The 15,360-nt window shown below is 62.9% G+C and carries 16 protein-coding genes; 12 read left to right on the plus strand and 4 right to left on the minus strand.

Annotation, left to right across the window (positions count from 1 at the left end):
* Positions 1-816: 816 nt before the first annotated feature.
* Together SO139_RS42080 and SO139_RS42085 are read left to right on the plus strand one after the other, a co-directional pair.
* The gene (locus SO139_RS42080) at positions 817-1,584 is read left to right on the plus strand and encodes an SDR family NAD(P)-dependent oxidoreductase (RefSeq protein WP_449381255.1); all 768 of its coding nucleotides are present in this window, start codon (positions 817-819) and stop codon (positions 1,582-1,584) included.
* A gap of 148 nt (positions 1,585-1,732) precedes the next feature.
* Entirely contained in the window at positions 1,733-2,341 is a 609-nt protein-coding gene (locus SO139_RS42085; protein WP_449381256.1) for a cysteine hydrolase family protein, read from the plus strand.
* A 594-nt stretch (positions 2,342-2,935) separates the two neighbouring features.
* On the opposite strand, the gene SO139_RS42090 is transcribed toward SO139_RS42085, so the two are convergent.
* Positions 2,936-3,451, minus strand: coding sequence for a response regulator (locus tag SO139_RS42090; RefSeq protein WP_449381257.1), 516 nt, complete (start codon positions 3,449-3,451; stop codon positions 2,936-2,938).
* Between SO139_RS42090 and SO139_RS42095 the strand changes: the two genes are divergently transcribed.
* A complete protein-coding gene (locus tag SO139_RS42095) occupies positions 3,426-4,433 on the plus strand; it encodes a chemotaxis protein CheB (RefSeq protein ID WP_449381258.1) in 1,008 nt (335 codons plus the stop codon). The two genes, SO139_RS42090 and SO139_RS42095, sit on opposite strands and share 26 nt — an antisense overlap.
* A gap of 19 nt (positions 4,434-4,452) precedes the next feature.
* Here the strand turns inward: SO139_RS42095 and SO139_RS42100 are convergent, their stop codons facing one another.
* Together SO139_RS42100 and SO139_RS42105 are read right to left on the minus strand one after the other, a co-directional pair.
* Positions 4,453-4,695 (minus strand): hypothetical protein, encoded by a 243-nt coding sequence (locus SO139_RS42100; protein ID WP_449381259.1) that lies wholly within the window; start codon positions 4,693-4,695, stop codon positions 4,453-4,455.
* The gene (locus tag SO139_RS42105; protein WP_449381260.1) at positions 4,676-4,885 is read right to left on the minus strand and encodes a hypothetical protein; all 210 of its coding nucleotides are present in this window, start codon (positions 4,883-4,885) and stop codon (positions 4,676-4,678) included. The genes SO139_RS42100 and SO139_RS42105 overlap by 20 nt, the downstream gene beginning before the upstream one ends.
* A 177-nt stretch (positions 4,886-5,062) precedes the next feature.
* On the opposite strand from SO139_RS42105, the gene SO139_RS42110 reads away from it, so the two are divergent.
* The 4 genes from SO139_RS42110 (at position 5,063) to SO139_RS42125 (ending at position 9,715) form a co-directional block, all read left to right on the plus strand.
* Positions 5,063-8,233 carry a CheR family methyltransferase gene (locus SO139_RS42110; RefSeq protein WP_474798974.1) on the plus strand — a complete coding sequence of 1,057 codons (3,171 nt, stop codon included), beginning with the start codon at positions 5,063-5,065 and terminating at the stop codon, positions 8,231-8,233.
* A complete protein-coding gene (locus tag SO139_RS42115; protein WP_449381262.1) occupies positions 8,233-8,979 on the plus strand; it encodes a Crp/Fnr family transcriptional regulator in 747 nt (248 codons plus the stop codon). The genes SO139_RS42110 and SO139_RS42115 overlap by 1 nt, the downstream gene beginning before the upstream one ends.
* Positions 8,980-9,263: 284 nt before the next feature.
* Entirely contained in the window at positions 9,264-9,485 is a 222-nt protein-coding gene (locus SO139_RS42120) for a hypothetical protein (RefSeq protein ID WP_449381263.1), read from the plus strand.
* Complete coding sequence (locus tag SO139_RS42125) at positions 9,482-9,715, plus strand: hypothetical protein (protein WP_449381264.1); 234 nt, start codon at positions 9,482-9,484, stop codon at positions 9,713-9,715. Before SO139_RS42120 ends, SO139_RS42125 begins: the two co-directional genes overlap by 4 nt.
* Positions 9,716-9,913: 198 nt before the next feature.
* Here SO139_RS42125 and SO139_RS42130 read toward each other — a convergent pair whose 3' ends face one another.
* Positions 9,914-10,606 (minus strand): SDR family NAD(P)-dependent oxidoreductase, encoded by a 693-nt coding sequence (locus SO139_RS42130; protein WP_449381265.1) that lies wholly within the window; start codon positions 10,604-10,606, stop codon positions 9,914-9,916.
* Positions 10,607-10,835: 229 nt separating this feature from the next.
* Between SO139_RS42130 and SO139_RS42135 the strand changes: the two genes are divergently transcribed.
* From SO139_RS42135 to SO139_RS42155, 5 genes are all read left to right on the plus strand, one after another.
* Positions 10,836-11,630: an SDR family oxidoreductase gene (locus tag SO139_RS42135; protein ID WP_449381266.1), complete on the plus strand. Its 795-nt coding sequence runs from the start codon at positions 10,836-10,838 to the stop codon at positions 11,628-11,630.
* 2 nt (positions 11,631-11,632) lie between these two features.
* The gene (locus SO139_RS42140; RefSeq protein WP_449381267.1) at positions 11,633-12,835 is read left to right on the plus strand and encodes a pyridoxal phosphate-dependent aminotransferase; all 1,203 of its coding nucleotides are present in this window, start codon (positions 11,633-11,635) and stop codon (positions 12,833-12,835) included.
* A 180-nt stretch (positions 12,836-13,015) separates the two neighbouring features.
* Complete coding sequence (locus tag SO139_RS42145) at positions 13,016-13,939, plus strand: ABC transporter permease (RefSeq protein WP_474798970.1); 924 nt, start codon at positions 13,016-13,018, stop codon at positions 13,937-13,939.
* The gene (locus SO139_RS42150; RefSeq protein ID WP_449381269.1) at positions 13,939-14,742 is read left to right on the plus strand and encodes an ABC transporter permease; all 804 of its coding nucleotides are present in this window, start codon (positions 13,939-13,941) and stop codon (positions 14,740-14,742) included. Before SO139_RS42145 ends, SO139_RS42150 begins: the two co-directional genes overlap by 1 nt.
* Positions 14,743-14,770: 28 nt before the next feature.
* Positions 14,771-15,360: ABC transporter substrate-binding protein (locus SO139_RS42155; protein ID WP_498541879.1), on the plus strand; the 590-nt coding region annotated here is incomplete at its 3' end.

Raw genomic sequence — 15,360 nt, forward strand, 5'->3', positions numbered from 1 at the left:
CCTCCACCGCCGCCGCCACCTCCGCCGGCATTGGCAAAGGCCTGGTTAATCACGGGCGGAGCAATCAGGGCCGTCAGCAACGTCGCTAGCACGGCAAGCTTGATCAGCAATCTGAGCACTTCTGCCTCCCGGTCTTTAAGGCAAGCAAATCCTGCTGGACTCCCTAACTCCGACGGCGTGATAGATTTCCAGACTGAAAATCGGCACAGCGCACTGGCTGTGAGACATCGAGCCACGCCGTCGCAGCATCGCGCGGAAGCTGAGCGCCATGTTGAGGCTGAGTGCCATGCTGGAGAAGGCGAGCGGGATCCTGCCGGACGACAGACAAGAAGAGGTAGTCGCTGAGTTGCATCGGCATGGGCGCGACCCCAAAGGGGCCAACGAAGTTCTGACGACCATGCGGCGGTCGCAGGTTCTTCATGTCGATCACCGTCGTTAGACTGACGGGCATGACCGTCCTGGTGAGGCGCGCGAGATCACAACAAAAGCGGAAGCGTGCTTACGTCCGGCCGCGGGACCGTCTCAGGCTACAATTGGAGGTCGAAGCTGGCTCACTTCCGCACTCCGAATAAGTTCCCGCCATAACTTGGGATAAAGTTTTCTCCCGCCGCTGCGACGGGCTCATGCGGGATTGGCCAGCAAGCTTGCCGCCTTTCTAACCCCTAGAGCCATGGCGCGCGGATACACCGCGCTATGCACCAAGGTGCTCGCTTGCCGCGAAATAGCAAGGCGTGGTTACGCGGTGTTCCCAACCTCTTGATCGAGCCAAGATTGTCGAGCAATCAGTGTGTGAGCAGGAACCTCGAGAGGAGCGGCATGGCCACCGTTTTCATCACCGGCAGCGCGGATGGGTTGGGTCGAGCGGCAGCGGAATCGCTTCTAGATGACGGCCATCGAGTTGTGCTGCACGCCCGCTCGGCCGGCCGAGCTGCGGCCGTCGCCGATCTCGCCTCGCGGGGCGCAGCGGTCGTGATCGGCGATCTCCGCAGCGGGGCCGAGACTCGAGACATCGCAGATCAGGTCAACGCGATCGGACGAATGGATGCGGTGATCCATAACGCCGGCGTGTACTCGGAGCGAAGTCGCGGCTCGACGCCCGACGGCCATGCCGTCACTCTCGCAATAAACACCCTAGCGCCGTACATGCTGACGGCGCTGATCAAGCGCCCCGAACGGCTAGTGTACCTCAGCAGCGGTCTGCACCGCAGCGGGGAGGGTTCGCTGGCCGATTTGGACTGGACGAAGCGGCCCTGGGATGCGGCACGGGCCTACGCCGAAAGCAAGCTGCACGTCGCCGCACTGGCTTTCGCGCTGGCGCGGCGCTGGCCGCAGGTCTTGAGCAACGCCGTCGATCCCGGTTGGGTGCGAACAAGAATGGGCGGCTCGGGAGCGCCGGTAGATCTCGATACCGGGCAACGGACTCAGACCTGGCTGGCCGCAAGCGAAGAACCGGCCGCCTTGGTCAGCGGTCGTTACTGGCATCACCTCCGGCAGGAGCAGCCGGCCGGTGAGGCAACCGATCCGGAATTCCAGGACCGGCTCGTCTCCAAGTTGGGCGAACTGACGGGTGTTGTGCTTTCTTAGGCTAAGCGGATCACCGGCCGGTTTGGTCTGCCAGTCCCGACCATCCTCGCGCCACTCCGCCGCCTCTGATGCGTTATCCAGGTGCCGCGGCGAGCGAAGCGCAATCTGCGGTTCAACGCAATCGCGAGAGGCTGACGGGTGCAGGACGATGAGGGACGACAGGTCGCAGATTGCCGAGATCCGGGATGCTGTTCACCTCTGCATCGACATGCAGAACATTTTCGCTCCCGGCGGGCTGTGGGCAACGCCCTGGATGGAGAGGGTTCTGCCTGCGATCGCCGGGATCACTTCGCGCTACAAGACGCGAACCGTCTTTTCGCGCTTCATCACGCCTGAGGACCCGGAAGATCGTCCCGGGCAATGGCAGGCTTATTTTCGCCGCTGGAAGGAGGCGACACGCGCCCGGATTCCGCCGCTCGGCCTCGACCTTGTGCCGGCTCTGGCTCGGTTCGTCCCTCCGGCACGGGTGATCGACAAGCCAGCCTATTCGGCATTCAGCAATCTCGCCCTGGCAGGCCTGCTGGTCGAAAAAGGAGTGGGCACGGTGGTCGTCACCGGTGCGGAAACCGACGTTTGCGTTTTGTCGACGGTCCTGAGTGCGGTGGATCTCGGTTTCAGGGTCGTCATCGTGGAGGACGCTTTGTGCAGTTCTTCGGATATCGGGCACGATGCGCTCATGACGATGTATCGCACTCGCTTCCATGGGCAGGTGGATCTGGTAACGGCCGAGGAACTGGCGAGATTCTGGCGAGAATAGCCAAGACGTAGCGCCGAAGCGCTGCAACTTCTGAGGCGCAGCCGAAGCAAGTAGGCGCAGCCGATTCACATATCCTAATGCGCGAGGCGTCGCAGCCAATCACACTGATTGGGCTGGAAAGGGGGCTGCCATGGCGATGGACCGCGTGGAACAGGCCTTTGTTGCGACCGCCATCACGGGTTTTCTGGTGATGACGGGGGCGATTGTCTGGATGATGCTGAGCTGATGGGCCCGGAGGCAACCTTGCGCGTCGCGCTGCCGTACGCCGCCGTTGTTCTGTGCCTGGCGGTCACCGCCTGGCTCACCTTCGCGCATCTCTTTTAGCTGTCAACTTGCCGTGAGCGCGACGCTCGGGCGTTACGTCCGGCGCTAGCCTTCATCGGCGGGAGTTCGTGACACCCCAGCTCCTCACGCAGGCGCAGCGCACTGACGAGGTGATCGCTGTCGCGTAAGAGTACCAGCGCCTCGCGAACCAGCTCGCGCGAATTCGCCAGGACTCTTGAGTCCAGCGCGTAATCAGGTGTGTAGATCATCGCATCTCCGTCTATCTTTATCTTTGCGATGAGCGCCGCAAGCAACACGTGTCGCTAAGTGTCAGCCCCTCCGCTCGTTGATGAGCGCAGTCAGTTTCCGGGCCATTGCTGCCAGATCGATCGGTTTCTCCAGGAGCAACACGTCCTGGAACTCTGAAATGACGGTGATTTTGTCGTACCCCGTCGTGAACACGAAGGGCACGTGGCGCGATCTGAGCTCGCGGGCTACGGGGAAGATCATGTCGCTGCGAATGTTCACGTCGAGCACTGCGGCATCCAGAACGCCGCCATCGTGCAGAATCTCGATCGCGTCCTCGATGTGACCGGCCGGCCCGGCGATCTCCGCGCCGAGCGCGCGGAGCGTCTTGCCGATGTCGTCGGCGAGAAAATATTCGTCCTCGACGACGAGTATCCTCCGGCCCGCCAGAAGCATGTGTTGACGGGACGATGTGGGCGATGCCGACATGATGCCTCCAGCGCTGCTCCAGGCCGTTAGGAACCTAAAACGGGCCGCCGCCTTGGTCCAAACGATGTAATCGAAGGCGGGTTCCATGAGCAACCGCGACATCATCGTCATCGGGGGCTCGGCGGGGGCGACCGCACCCTTGAAGCAGATTTTGGGCCGCCTTCCGGCGGACTTGCCGGCGGCCATATTCATCGTCTTGCACATACCGGCGCAAGGCGTAGGCATTCTCTCGACGGTCGTAAGCGGCGCCGGCAAGCTGCCGGTCCGGCAGGCCGAAAACGGCATGAAAATCGAGACCGGTCACGTCTATCTGGCGGCGCCGGATCATCATCTGCTGTTGTCCGAACATCATGTGCTGCTCGGGCGCGGTCCGCGTGAGAACCTGGTACGACCGGCGATCGATGCCCTGTTCCGCTCGGCAGCGCTGCATCATGGCCCTCGCGTGATCGGCGTGCTCCTGAGCGGCCTGCTGTCCGACGGTGCAGCCGGTCTCAACGCCATCAAGCGTTGCGGCGGGATGACCGTGGTCCAGGACCCCTTGGACGCCATCTCCGACGAGATGCCGCGGCGTGCCTTGGAGGCGAGCACCATCGATCTGTGCGTGCCCGGCGCAACCATGGGCGACGTGCTGTCCGATCTCGTCAGGGAACCTCCGGGGGCGACATTGCCGATCCCGCCGGACATCCGCCTCGAAGTCGAGATTGCAGCCGGCGACCGGATCGGCAGCGACAGCCTTGTTGCACTTGCCGATCCCGTCGCGCTGACCTGCCCGGGCTGTGGCGGTGTCCTGTCCGAGGTCAAGGCAGCGCGTCCGATGCGTTTCCGCTGCCAGGTCGGTCATGCCTACACCACCGATGTCCTTGCAAAGGAGCAGGAGGGGCGGGTGGACGAAGCCCTGCGCGTCGCGCTGCGCATCATCGAGGAGCGAGCGGAACTGGTCCAGCGCATGGCCGCCGACGGCAGGCGCAGTGGCCGGTCCGCAGTCGCCGAGATGTATGACGCGCGCGCCGTCGAATATCGCGAATATGCCGACTTGATCCGGCGCGTCGTGCTACAGTCGCTCGATCCTCCGGCCCGCAAGCGGGAGGCCTGAAGGCGTGGCCATGGCCCTCTCACTTGCCGAGCGTACCGAGCAGCTCCATTCCGAGCAGCGACTTCTCGTCAAGGCCGATCAGGATATCGAGGAAGGCTGGCAGCGGGTGCGCGACCAGGAGGAGCGGGTTCGCGATCTTGTGGCCGGTGGCCACGACACGCGTCAGGCCGAGCGCCTCGTCGACCTGCTCAAGCAGACCCTGGTCGAGTGGGAGCGCCACCGCACCCTGATCGAGCAGCGCGTCATCTATCTTCAGCAGCAAGTCGATCCGGAGCCGCCTGCGTCCAGCTGAGGGGCGGTCTCCTGAACTCGGCGCCGATCTCGAACATGTAGTCGAACTGCCGCACGACACTCTGGCGCCAGCGGTCGTTCTCGTCGAACAAGCGGTGGGCGGCTGCCGTGGCGCCCTCGGCCCGCTTGATCAGGGCTGCGAGCTCTTCGGAAAATTGCATCGCGGGTTCCGGCGGCACGGCACGGCTATGGCCGTTTGCGCCGGGCATGACAACGCCCTGGGCGGAGGCGCGCGGGACCATTTCTGCCTTTGATCTGTTGGGGTAACATGGGTTTCTGCTATTTGCAGAGGCCGGGCGCCGGTTGCTCCCGGCCAGCCAATGAGAGCCAGCAGAGCCATGAATGAAGTCGGCGACCAGTCGGTCGAGGGAGAGCGTCAGGTCAAGGCCCCGCTGATCATCGGGGTCGGCGCGTCGCCCGGCGCCCTGGACAGCATCGAACGTTTCTTTGCCAAGCTCACCGTGGCGGCCGACCAGGCCATCGTCCTGGCGCTTCAGCATCACGAGGCCTTCGACGAGGCCCGGTTGCGCGAGATCGTGCGGGGATCCAATGGCGCCAAGGTCGCCGACATCGGGGAGGCCGAAGCGATCGAGGGGGGCACGATCTACCTGTGCCCGCCGGCGATGATCACCACCATCCACGGCGACCGATTTGCGATTCGCAAGGCCGAGCAAGCACCCGGCGAGCGAGCCACGATCGACAGTTTCCTGGTGTCGCTCGCCGAAGAGCGCGCCGAGCAGTCGATTGGCGTGATCCTCGCCGGCACCGGCGGCGACGGAACGCTCGGCACCGCGACGCTCAAGGACCACGGCGGTCTCGCCATCGCCGAGAAGGCCGTGAGTCCCGAGCCCGAGCATATGCTCGACGGCAACACACCCGCGGCCATCGCCGACTACGTGCTGCCGCCCGAGGATATCCCCGAACACATCCAGGTCTATGCCCGTCACCTGCGGCGCCTCGAGGAGAAGCAGGGCTTCGACGAGGTGCTGGCCGCGGCTGCAACCTCGCTCTCGCGCATCGCCGACATCCTGCGCAACAAGACCGGCAACGATTTCCATGGGTACAAGCAGAACACCTTCCTGCGTCGCGTGCAGCGGCGCATGCAGGTGGTCCAGATCGACGAGATTCCCGGCTATGTCGATTTCCTGCGGAACGATAAGGACGAGGCCCAACACCTCTTCAACGATCTTCTGATCGGCGTCACCGAGTTCTTCCGCGACAAGCGCGAGTTCGAGGTACTGGAGACCCAGATCATTCCGAAGATGTTCGAAGGCAAGGGCGCGGGCCAGCAGGTTCGAATCTGGGTGCTCGGCTGCGCCACCGGCGAGGAGGCCTATTCGATCGGTATCCTCTTGCGCGAGCACATGGCGCGGCTCGATTCCGCACCACAGGTCCAGATCTTCGCAACCGACATCGACGGGCGCGCGCTCGCCACTGCGCGGGTCGGCCGCTACCGCACCAGTATCGAGGCGGATATGAAAAACGAACGCCTCGCGCGCTGGTTCGTGCGCGAAGGCGATACCTATTGCGTGGTGAAGGAATTGCGCGAGATGTGCATCTTCTCGCAGCACAACGTCATCAAGGACGCGCCGTTCTCCAAGCTCGATCTCGTCTCCTGCCGCAACCTCCTCATCTATCTCAATGCCGAACTGCAGAACCGGGTGATCCCGCTGTTCCATTTCGCGCTGTTGCCGGACCGCTACCTCTTTCTCGGCAATTCCGAGAACGTGACACGGCATCCAAAGCTGTTCGCTCCGGTCGACCGCCGTGCCCGCATCTTCAAGAAGCTCGAGACCGGAACGCGGCTGCCACCGGAATTTCCGATCACGACGGCGGCGGGCAGGGCGCCGGTCGAGGTGCCGCCGGTGCGTTCGTTCGGACCAGATGTGGGTCTGGAGCGCCGCGCGCAGCGGATCGCCGAGCGCTACGCGCCGGCCTACGTCATCACCGACGACAATTTCCAGATCCTGCATTTTTCAGGGCGCACCGGCCGCTACATCGAGCCGACCGCGGGCGCCGCCACGCTCGACCTGCTCCAGCTCGTGCACCGCGATCTCAGGCTCGAATTGCGCACGGCGCTCAGCAGCGCCGCTGAGACCAATGAGGCAGCCCATGCCGAGCAGGTGCAACTCGGGCTGAACGGCCACCGCGTGCTCGTCGACATCACCGTCGAGCCGATCCAGGACGGCGCCGGCGGCCATCGCAACTTCCTCGTCCTGTTCAAGGACGGCCCGGTCCGGGTGATCGATACCAACCAGAGCAACCCCAATGTGCTGGTGCGTACCGAGCATGTCGAGCGTCTGGAAAGCGAGCTGCGGGCAACGCGGGAGCGGTTGCAGGCGACCATCGAGGAGCTCGAGAGCACCAACGAGGAGCTGAAATCCTCGAACGAGGAATATCAGTCGCTCAACGAGGAGCTGCAATCGGCCAATGAGGAGCTCGAGACCTCGCGCGAGGAATTGCAGTCGGTCAACGAGGAGCTGACCACCGTCAATGGCGAGCTGGCGCACCGCGTGCAGGAGCTGACACGCGCTACCAGCGACCTGAAGAATTTCCTCGAGAGCACGCAGATCGCAACCGTGTTCCTCGACAACGATTTGCGGGTGATGAATTTCACGCCCGCGATCACACAGGTCCTGCATCTGGTGGAAACCGACGTCGGCCGCCCGATCGCCCACATCAAGGCGCGTATCCCCATCGAGGAGCTCTATGACGACGTACGCCGGGTGCTGCGAACGCTGGCCAGCGCCGAGCGCGAGCTGACCGCGCCGGATAGTGGCACGCGCTACATCGTGCGCATCCTGCCTTATCGCAGCATCGACAATTTCATCGCCGGCGTCGTCATCACCTTCATCGACGTCACCGCGATCACGCGCGCGGAGGAGCGGCAACGCCTGCTGCTCGCCGAGCTGCAGCATCGCGTCCGCAACACGCTCGGCGTCGTGCGCTCGATCGCCCGTCGATCGGCGGAAACGAGCTCTACCGTCGAGGAATACGCCTCTCACTTGGACGGCCGGCTCAACGCCTTCGCACGCACCCAGGCGCTGGTGACCCGCGATCCGGGGGGCGGCGTCGATCTTGAATATCTCGTCGTCGAGGAGCTCCTGGCCTATAATGCCAGGGAAGGCGAGCAGGTGCGGGTCTCCGGCCCGAAGGTGCGTCTCCAGCCGAAGGCCGCCGAGACCTTCGCACTCGCCGTCCACGAGCTCGCGACCAACGCGTTGAAATACGGCGCTTTGAGCCGGCCCACGGGGCGGATCGAGATCGCCTGGCGCCTCGATGAGTCCACCGACCCGGCGGAGCTGGTCTTCGAATGGCGCGAGCGGGGCGGGCCGCAGGTCACACCGCCGCCGCGAAAGGGCTTTGGCACGGAGCTTCTCGAGCGCACGCTGGCGTTCGAGTTCAAGGGGCAGACGACGATGGCGTTCAGCGCTTCAGGACTGCAATGCACGATCACCATTCCTTTGAGCAAACGCACGTTCCATATGGCCGGGGGGAGCGCTAGTTGATGCCCGTGTCCACTCTAGATCGAAGCGTGACTGATCCGGTCGTCCGCAGGCTGAATGCGCTGCGGCCGTTGTCGGCCCAAGCCTCCGCTTCGCTTGAGCACGCCGCTCTCGAAGGGATGCAGCGCGCCGGATCGGGCGAGGATCTGATCTCGGAGGGCGATTCCGTCGACAGCGTCCGTATCGTGCTGTCGGGATGGCTCTGCCGTTACAAGACGCTCGAGGACGGCCGGCGCCAGATCGTCAACTTCATCTTCCCTGGCGAGACCTGCGACGCGCATGCGTACCTGCTGACGGTGATGGATCACTCGATCGCGACGCTGACGCCGGTCGTCTATACCGAAATCAAGCGCACGCGCTTCGAGAGCCTTGTCGCTAGCGACCGTTCGCTCGCGGAAGCGTTCTGGTGTGAGACGCTCGTGAACAGCGCCATCCAGCGCGAATGGGCCATCAATCTCGGCCGCCGTGTCGCGCTGGAACGCGTGGCGCATCTGTTCTGCGAGATTTTCGAGCGGCTGCGCCCGGTTGGAATGGTCGACGGCAATTCCTGTATCATGCCGGTAACCCAGATGGATCTGGCCGATGCCACCGGCCTGTCGGTGGTCCATCTCAATCGCACCGTGCAGGAATTGCGCGCCAACGGCCTGATCGTACTGCGCGAGCGAACACTGACCATCACCGATCTCGATGCACTCAAGGACGCCGCGCTGTACTCGCCGGGCTATCTGCAGCTCTATCGCAGTAAGTAGCTTCTAACGCTAGCTGTCACGCACCAGTCGAGCCGTTCGCGACCGTCCAGAGTGCGGCGCGCGAGGCCGTGGTGATCTAGCGTGCTGCGATGCAGCGTTTGTCAGCCTGCGCGCAACGATCGCATTTGCTTAACCTATGGAAATGCTGGAACTCAGTTCCGCTCCGAAGCTGCGAAGGCTGCCCGCCCGGGCCGCCCCGGTGCGGCAGGTGATCGGCCCCGGCGCTCTGAGCCTCCGGCCGGGGGCCGACTCCCTTCAAGCCAGATCATCCGTGAACGCAGAAAATGACCGCCAAACGCAATCGAACCAAACAGACGCATTCGCTCCAGGAGCGTTTGCAGATATCAGCCGAACAGGCCCGCCAACATGCCCGCCGTCTTCCGGCCGGCAAGGAGCGGGAGATGTTGCTGCGCCGTGCGAAGCAGGACGAAGTGGCTTCCAGTCTGACCGATTGGTTGACCGCCCCGGCCGTCCGCAAGCGCTGGCAAGGAGAGGGCAGATCATGAAACATTACCGGGCGTTTCAGATTAATCCCGACGGCCATGTCTTCGGTTGCATCAACCTCGTCTGCGACGGGGAGGAGGATGCCAAGCGTCAGGCGCAGGCGCTCGTGAGCTTCTATCGCATCGAGCTATGGCGCCTGGACCAGCGCGTCGCCAGGTTCGAAGCCGTCTCGCAAGTGCCGGATCGTGTGAAGCAGCTTGGCGACCGGGCCCCGCGCGCCAGTCTGCGATGATGGCATCATGCCGGTGATTTGCCCGACGTGTCAATCAATTTCGGAAAAATCGTAGCGATCCGTGTTCGGGATTGCCGGCTACTTTGCATGGGGTTGTTTTCGAGTTTTTTGCGGAGGCCCGTCAGCCGGTGGATGTCCCGGTGCGCCAGACGCCTCTGCTCGCTGCGGCAGGTTACCGACGGTCGTGCAACCCGATAGCTACAACATCGGCTCGAACTGGCAGTGCACCAGCAGCTCGGAGACCGAAGCGTTGTTCGGCAGCATGAGAACGGTCTCAACCAGTCGTGCGATGTCGCCGGGCTGACTCATCTCGTGGCGGGGAATCTCGTCATCGTTCAGCGTCATGTCGGTGGCGACATAGCCGGGGCATATGACGGTCGCCCGGATTCCTGCAGCGCGACCCTCGCGGCGGATGCCGTGCGTGAGCGCGACCACGGCGAATTTGGTCATGGCGTAACCGACGTTACTTCCCACGCGCTTGCCGGCGAGCGAGCCGAGGTTGACCACTCGCCCGTGGCCGCAAACTGCCAGATGGGGCAGGGCGGCCCTGATGACACGGAGCGGGCCTTTGACGTTGATCCGCCACATGTCTTCCAATTCGTCTTCACCCTCGTCGGAGACGCGGACCTTCGGATTGATGCCGGCTGCGTTGACGATGGCGTCCACGCCGCCCCATCGCGCGAGCGTTGCCTTGACCCATGCCTTGGGGCTCTCGGCGTCGTCAGCGTCGTAACGGTGCGTCATGAGCCTCGGACTCTCCTGCAGGGCGCTCGGATTACGAACTCCCGCCGAGACTCGGAAACCCGATGCCAGCAGTCGATCGACCACGGCGCGTCCGATGCCGCGCGAGGCGCCCGAAACCATGACGATCCGGTTATTGACCTCCAGCATGTACGTTTCTCTCTCAAGGGTGAGCCAAAAAGGACCGTAGCGAATGTAGGGGGACGTGGCCGGAAGCGAGTAAGAGCAATTCACTCTGCCTGTATCGGTGACGCTTATGGGATCGCTTGGCGGAGCTATCGGCCATGCTTATGAGGGCAGACCGAATCCGTTCTATCCGTGCCCATTTATGTGAACGTAGTGTTCCGCCGCTCCGCTTGATCGCAAGAGAGCCATGCGGATGGGATTTGCGGACTTTCGAACGGCATTGGTGACGGGTGCGTCCTCGGGAATCGGGGCTGCGACGGTTCGCCGCTTGAGCGCAGAGGGCCTCGAGGTTTATGCGACCGGCAGGGACGCGGGACGGTTGGCGACCTTGTCGGCGGAGACCGGGTGCCGCGCCTGTGCGGTTGACGTGAACGATCTGGGCGCGCTGACGGAACTGGCAGGCTCGGCCGAGTTCGATGTGCTCGTCAACAACGCCGGCCAGTCCCGACGCAGCAATATTCTGGATACCGCCCCTGAGGATGTCGACACGCTCGTGGACGTGAATTTGCGGGCGGTCCTCCATCTTACGCGGCTGATCGTGCCGGGCATGGCCAAGCGTGACCGTGGGCACGTCGTGAACATCTCCTCCATTGCCGGCCACTATGCATTCGGCGAGAACGCGACGACGTTCAATTCGTCCGTCGCCTATCACGCGACCAAGGCCGGCATCCATTCGCTGTCGCAGCAATTGCGCGTGGACCTCTTCGGCAGCCGGGTTCGCGTCACCGAGGTGTCGCCGGGCCGGGTCGCGACCGGCATTTTCCAGAACCCGGACGTCGGCGGCGACGGGAATGATCGCTTTGTCGGCGCCTTCGAGACGCTTCAACCCGAGGACATTGCGGACGCGATCGCGTTCGCCGTGGGATCGCCGATGCGCATGAACGTCGCGATGCTCGAGGTCATTCCAACATTTCAGGTCGTAGGTGACCTGCGATTTGCGCGGCGGACAGAGGTCGCGCAACAGACAGAGATCAAGAAACGGAGCTGACGATGCCTGAACTTGCGAACCGCCTCAAAACCGTAAAAGTGTCCGCCTCGGCGGCGATGACGGATAAGGCGCGTGAGCTGCGCGATGCGGGCGTCAAGATCGTCAGCCTGTCATCCGGCGAGCCCGATTTCCCGACGCCTCCGCATGCCATCGACGCCGCGCATCGGGCGGCCCTGGCAGGGGATACCAAATACCCGGCGATGCCGGGGACGGTGGCCCTGAGAACCGCGGTCCAGCGCAAGTTCAAGCGTGAGAACAATCTCGATTATGCCCTCGATGAAATCCTGATCGCCAACGGGGGCAAGCAGATCATCTTCAACGCGCTGTTCGCCACCTGCAATCCCGGCGACGAGGTGGTCATTCCGGCGCCAGGCTGGATCACCTACGCGGACATCGTTCTCCTCGCCGAGGCGACGCCAGTTTCGGTGCCGTGCCCGGAGAACAACCAGTTCAAGCTGCGGCCGGCGGATCTCGAGGCTGCGATCACACCCAAGACGAAGTGGCTGATCCTGAACTTCCCGAACAATCCGACCGGCGCCGCCTGCTCGCGCGCCGAGATGCGCGCGATCGCGGACGTCATGCTCGGGCATCCCGACGTCTGGATCCTCACCGACGACATCTATGAGCACCTCACCTATGACGGTTTCGAGTTCTGCACGATTGCGGAGGTCGAGCCCAGGCTGAAGGATCGCGTCGTAACGGTGAACGGCGCGTCCAAGGCCTACGCCATGACGGGATGGCGCGTCGGCTATTGCGGCGGCCCCAAAAGCTTGATTGCCGCCATGAACAATGTCCACGGTCAGGCGACGGGCGGCATCTGCACGCTCAGCCAGGCGGCCGCCGTGGCTGTTCTGGACGGTCCTCAGGGTTATCTGAAGGAGCGGGCCGATATCTATCGCGACAGGCGCGATCTGGTGGTCTCGCTCCTCAATCAGATCCCCGGCATCACCTGCCACAAGCCGCAGGGTGCATTTTACGTGTTCCCGAACATCGCCGGTTGCATCGGCAAGACGTCCAAGGGAGGGCGGCGGCTGGACACCGATGCCGACTTCATTTCGGCCCTTCTGGAGGAGCAATACGTCGCCGCCGTTCACGGCGGAGCCTACGGAATGAGCCCGTATTTCCGGATTTCCTATGCGACCGATATCGAAACGCTGAAGGAGGGATGCCGGCGCATTGCGAGCTTCTGCGAAGGCTTGCGCTGACGGGAGGTAGGTAAGGGGCGGCCCGATGACTGAAGTTCAGGCACAGGCTGCCACACCCATTGTCATAACCGTTTGCAATGCCCCTAAATGGAGACAATCTTGGTCCTATCGGATGTCGGCGTCTAAGCTTTGCTTAAAGAGGGGTAGATCTTGGGATCGCGCAGTCGGGGACGGCCAGCAATGACCAGCGACGATGCGGTGGCTGTTGTAAGTGCCCAACCAGAGGCCCGACAGGGATCGCGGTGGCGCCTGAGCTTGCCCGCCGGGCTGCTCGCGCTCCCGATGATGGTCTTCCTGGCCTACTTCTTCTTCTATCCCGCAATCAGGCTGCTGTTCTCGAGCATACAGACGCAGAACAGCCAGGGAATTATCGGGCCTCCCTTCACGCTCGCGCACTACGCAAGGCTCATCGATGTCGAGCTCTATGCGCGCGTGTTCTGGACGACGCTCAGGATCAGCCTGATCACGTCTGCTCTTGCGACCGTATTGGCCTATCCGGTTGCGCTGGTCATGGTGAAGAGCCGCCCCCTCGTTACGCGAATTATCACGCTCATCGTCATCGCGCCGCTGGTCGTCAGCGTCGTCGTGCGTGGCTACGGGTGGCAGTTGATCCTGGCGAACGGCCCGAAGGGGATGTTGAACTGGATCCTGATGACGCTGCACATCGTCGATGGGCCGGTATCGGTCCTCTATACCGAGAAAGCCGTGGTCATCGGATCGTTGCATGTGTTCTTCCCGATGATGGTCCTGCCGCTGGCATCCGCGCTCGGCAAGATCGATCGCAATCTGGAGGATGCGGCCCGCGTTCTCGGTGCGCCCTGGTGGAAAGTCTTCCTGCGGGTGACGTTGCCGTTGAGCATGCCCGGTTTCGTGGCGGGCTTCACCCTGGTGTTCTCGCTGACGGCGGGCTCCTTCGTCATCCCTGCCATCCTGGGAGGGGCGTCCGCGATCATGCTGGGCAATCTGATCGAGCAGCAGATTTTCGTCGTGTACGACTGGCCGTTTGGTGCGGCGATCGCTGTGGTCCTGGTGGGTGTCGTTTTCGCGGTCAATGGTTTCTCGATGTGGCTTCTCGAGGGCCGCCGTCTCCGGAGGCCGACCTGATGGACGAGCATTTTTCCGGCTTTGGTGCCTTTGTGCTCTATGCGATCACGACCGCGATGATGGTCTTCATCATGGCGCCGCTGCTTCTCGTTATGGCGGTGTCGGTTTCCGACTCCTATTTCGTGACGTTTCCGCCTCAGGGTTTTACGCTGAAATGGTACTTCAAGGTCCTCGGGGATCGAGACTTCCTGGAGGCGATGCGGCTGAGCATCCTGCTGGCGCTCGGCACGACGGCGGGCTCGCTGCTGCTCGGTGTGCCGGCGTCGTTTGCGCTGGTACGCGGAAATTTCTTTGGCCTGGCGGCCATCAAGGGCTTCCTGCTCTCGCCATTGATTTTCCCCGCCCTGGTGACGGGCCTCGCGCTGCTCCAGGTCCTCACCAAGCTCGGCTCGCAGGATGCGAGGCTGAACCTGCTGATCGGGCACGTTGTCGTGACCTCGCCGTACGTCATCCGGACCGTGGTCACCAGCCTTCAGCTGGTGGACGAGAACCTGGAAGATGCGGCTCGGACGCTTGGTGCGAACCGGCTGTGGACTTTCTGGCGTGTGACGCTGCCGCAGATCGCATCCGGGGTTGCCGCCGGAGGTCTGTTCGCCTTCATGGTGTCCTTCGACAATTACCCGGTCACGATGTGGCTCGCCAATTCCGAGTACTCGCCGGTGCCGCTCGTGCTGATGCGGCAGCTCGTCAACGTGTTTGATCCTTCCGTGCCAGCGATGTCGACGATCATCATCCTAATGGCGATGGTCGGCGTCCTGCTTCTGGAGAAGCTGGTAGGTCTTCGCCGCGCGCTGGCCGCCTGATTTTTACTTCGTAGATGGAGATTGGACCATGAGACTGACGCGTAGAAATCTCATCAAGGCCGGTGCATCCGCGGTTGCTTTCCCGACGATCATCAGCCGGGCGTGGTCACAGGACGCCAAGCAGCTTCATGTCGGCGTCTACAACTCCGCCCTGGGTAAGCTGATCCAGAAGGAAGTCATTCCCAAGTTCGAGGCGGAGTTCAAGTGTCGCGTCTTTACGATTGAAGGAGCGACCCTCTCCAACATCGCTGCACTCCGCGCGACGCGCGATACGCCGCGATACAGCGTCATGATGATGGATGATGTCGGCATCCCGCAGGCGAAGCAGGAGGGTTTGATCGACAAGCTCGATCCTGCCAAGATTCCCAATCTCGCGAAGGTGTATCCGCGCTACATCTTCGAGGATGGCTACGGCGTCGGGTTCTCCATCTCGAGTGCGGCCCTGTTCATCAACCCGCAGGTGACGAAACCAATCGAGAGCTATGAACAGATCTTCGATGCGAAGTATCGCAAGCAGATTCTGCTGAACACGCCGAAAAACACCCAAAGCGTGCTGATGCTCATCGCCGCGACATCGCTCGTGACGGGCAAGCCGTTCAAGGAAGCCCAGTATCTGGT

Source organism: Bradyrhizobium sp. UFLA05-89, from assembly GCF_059803475.1.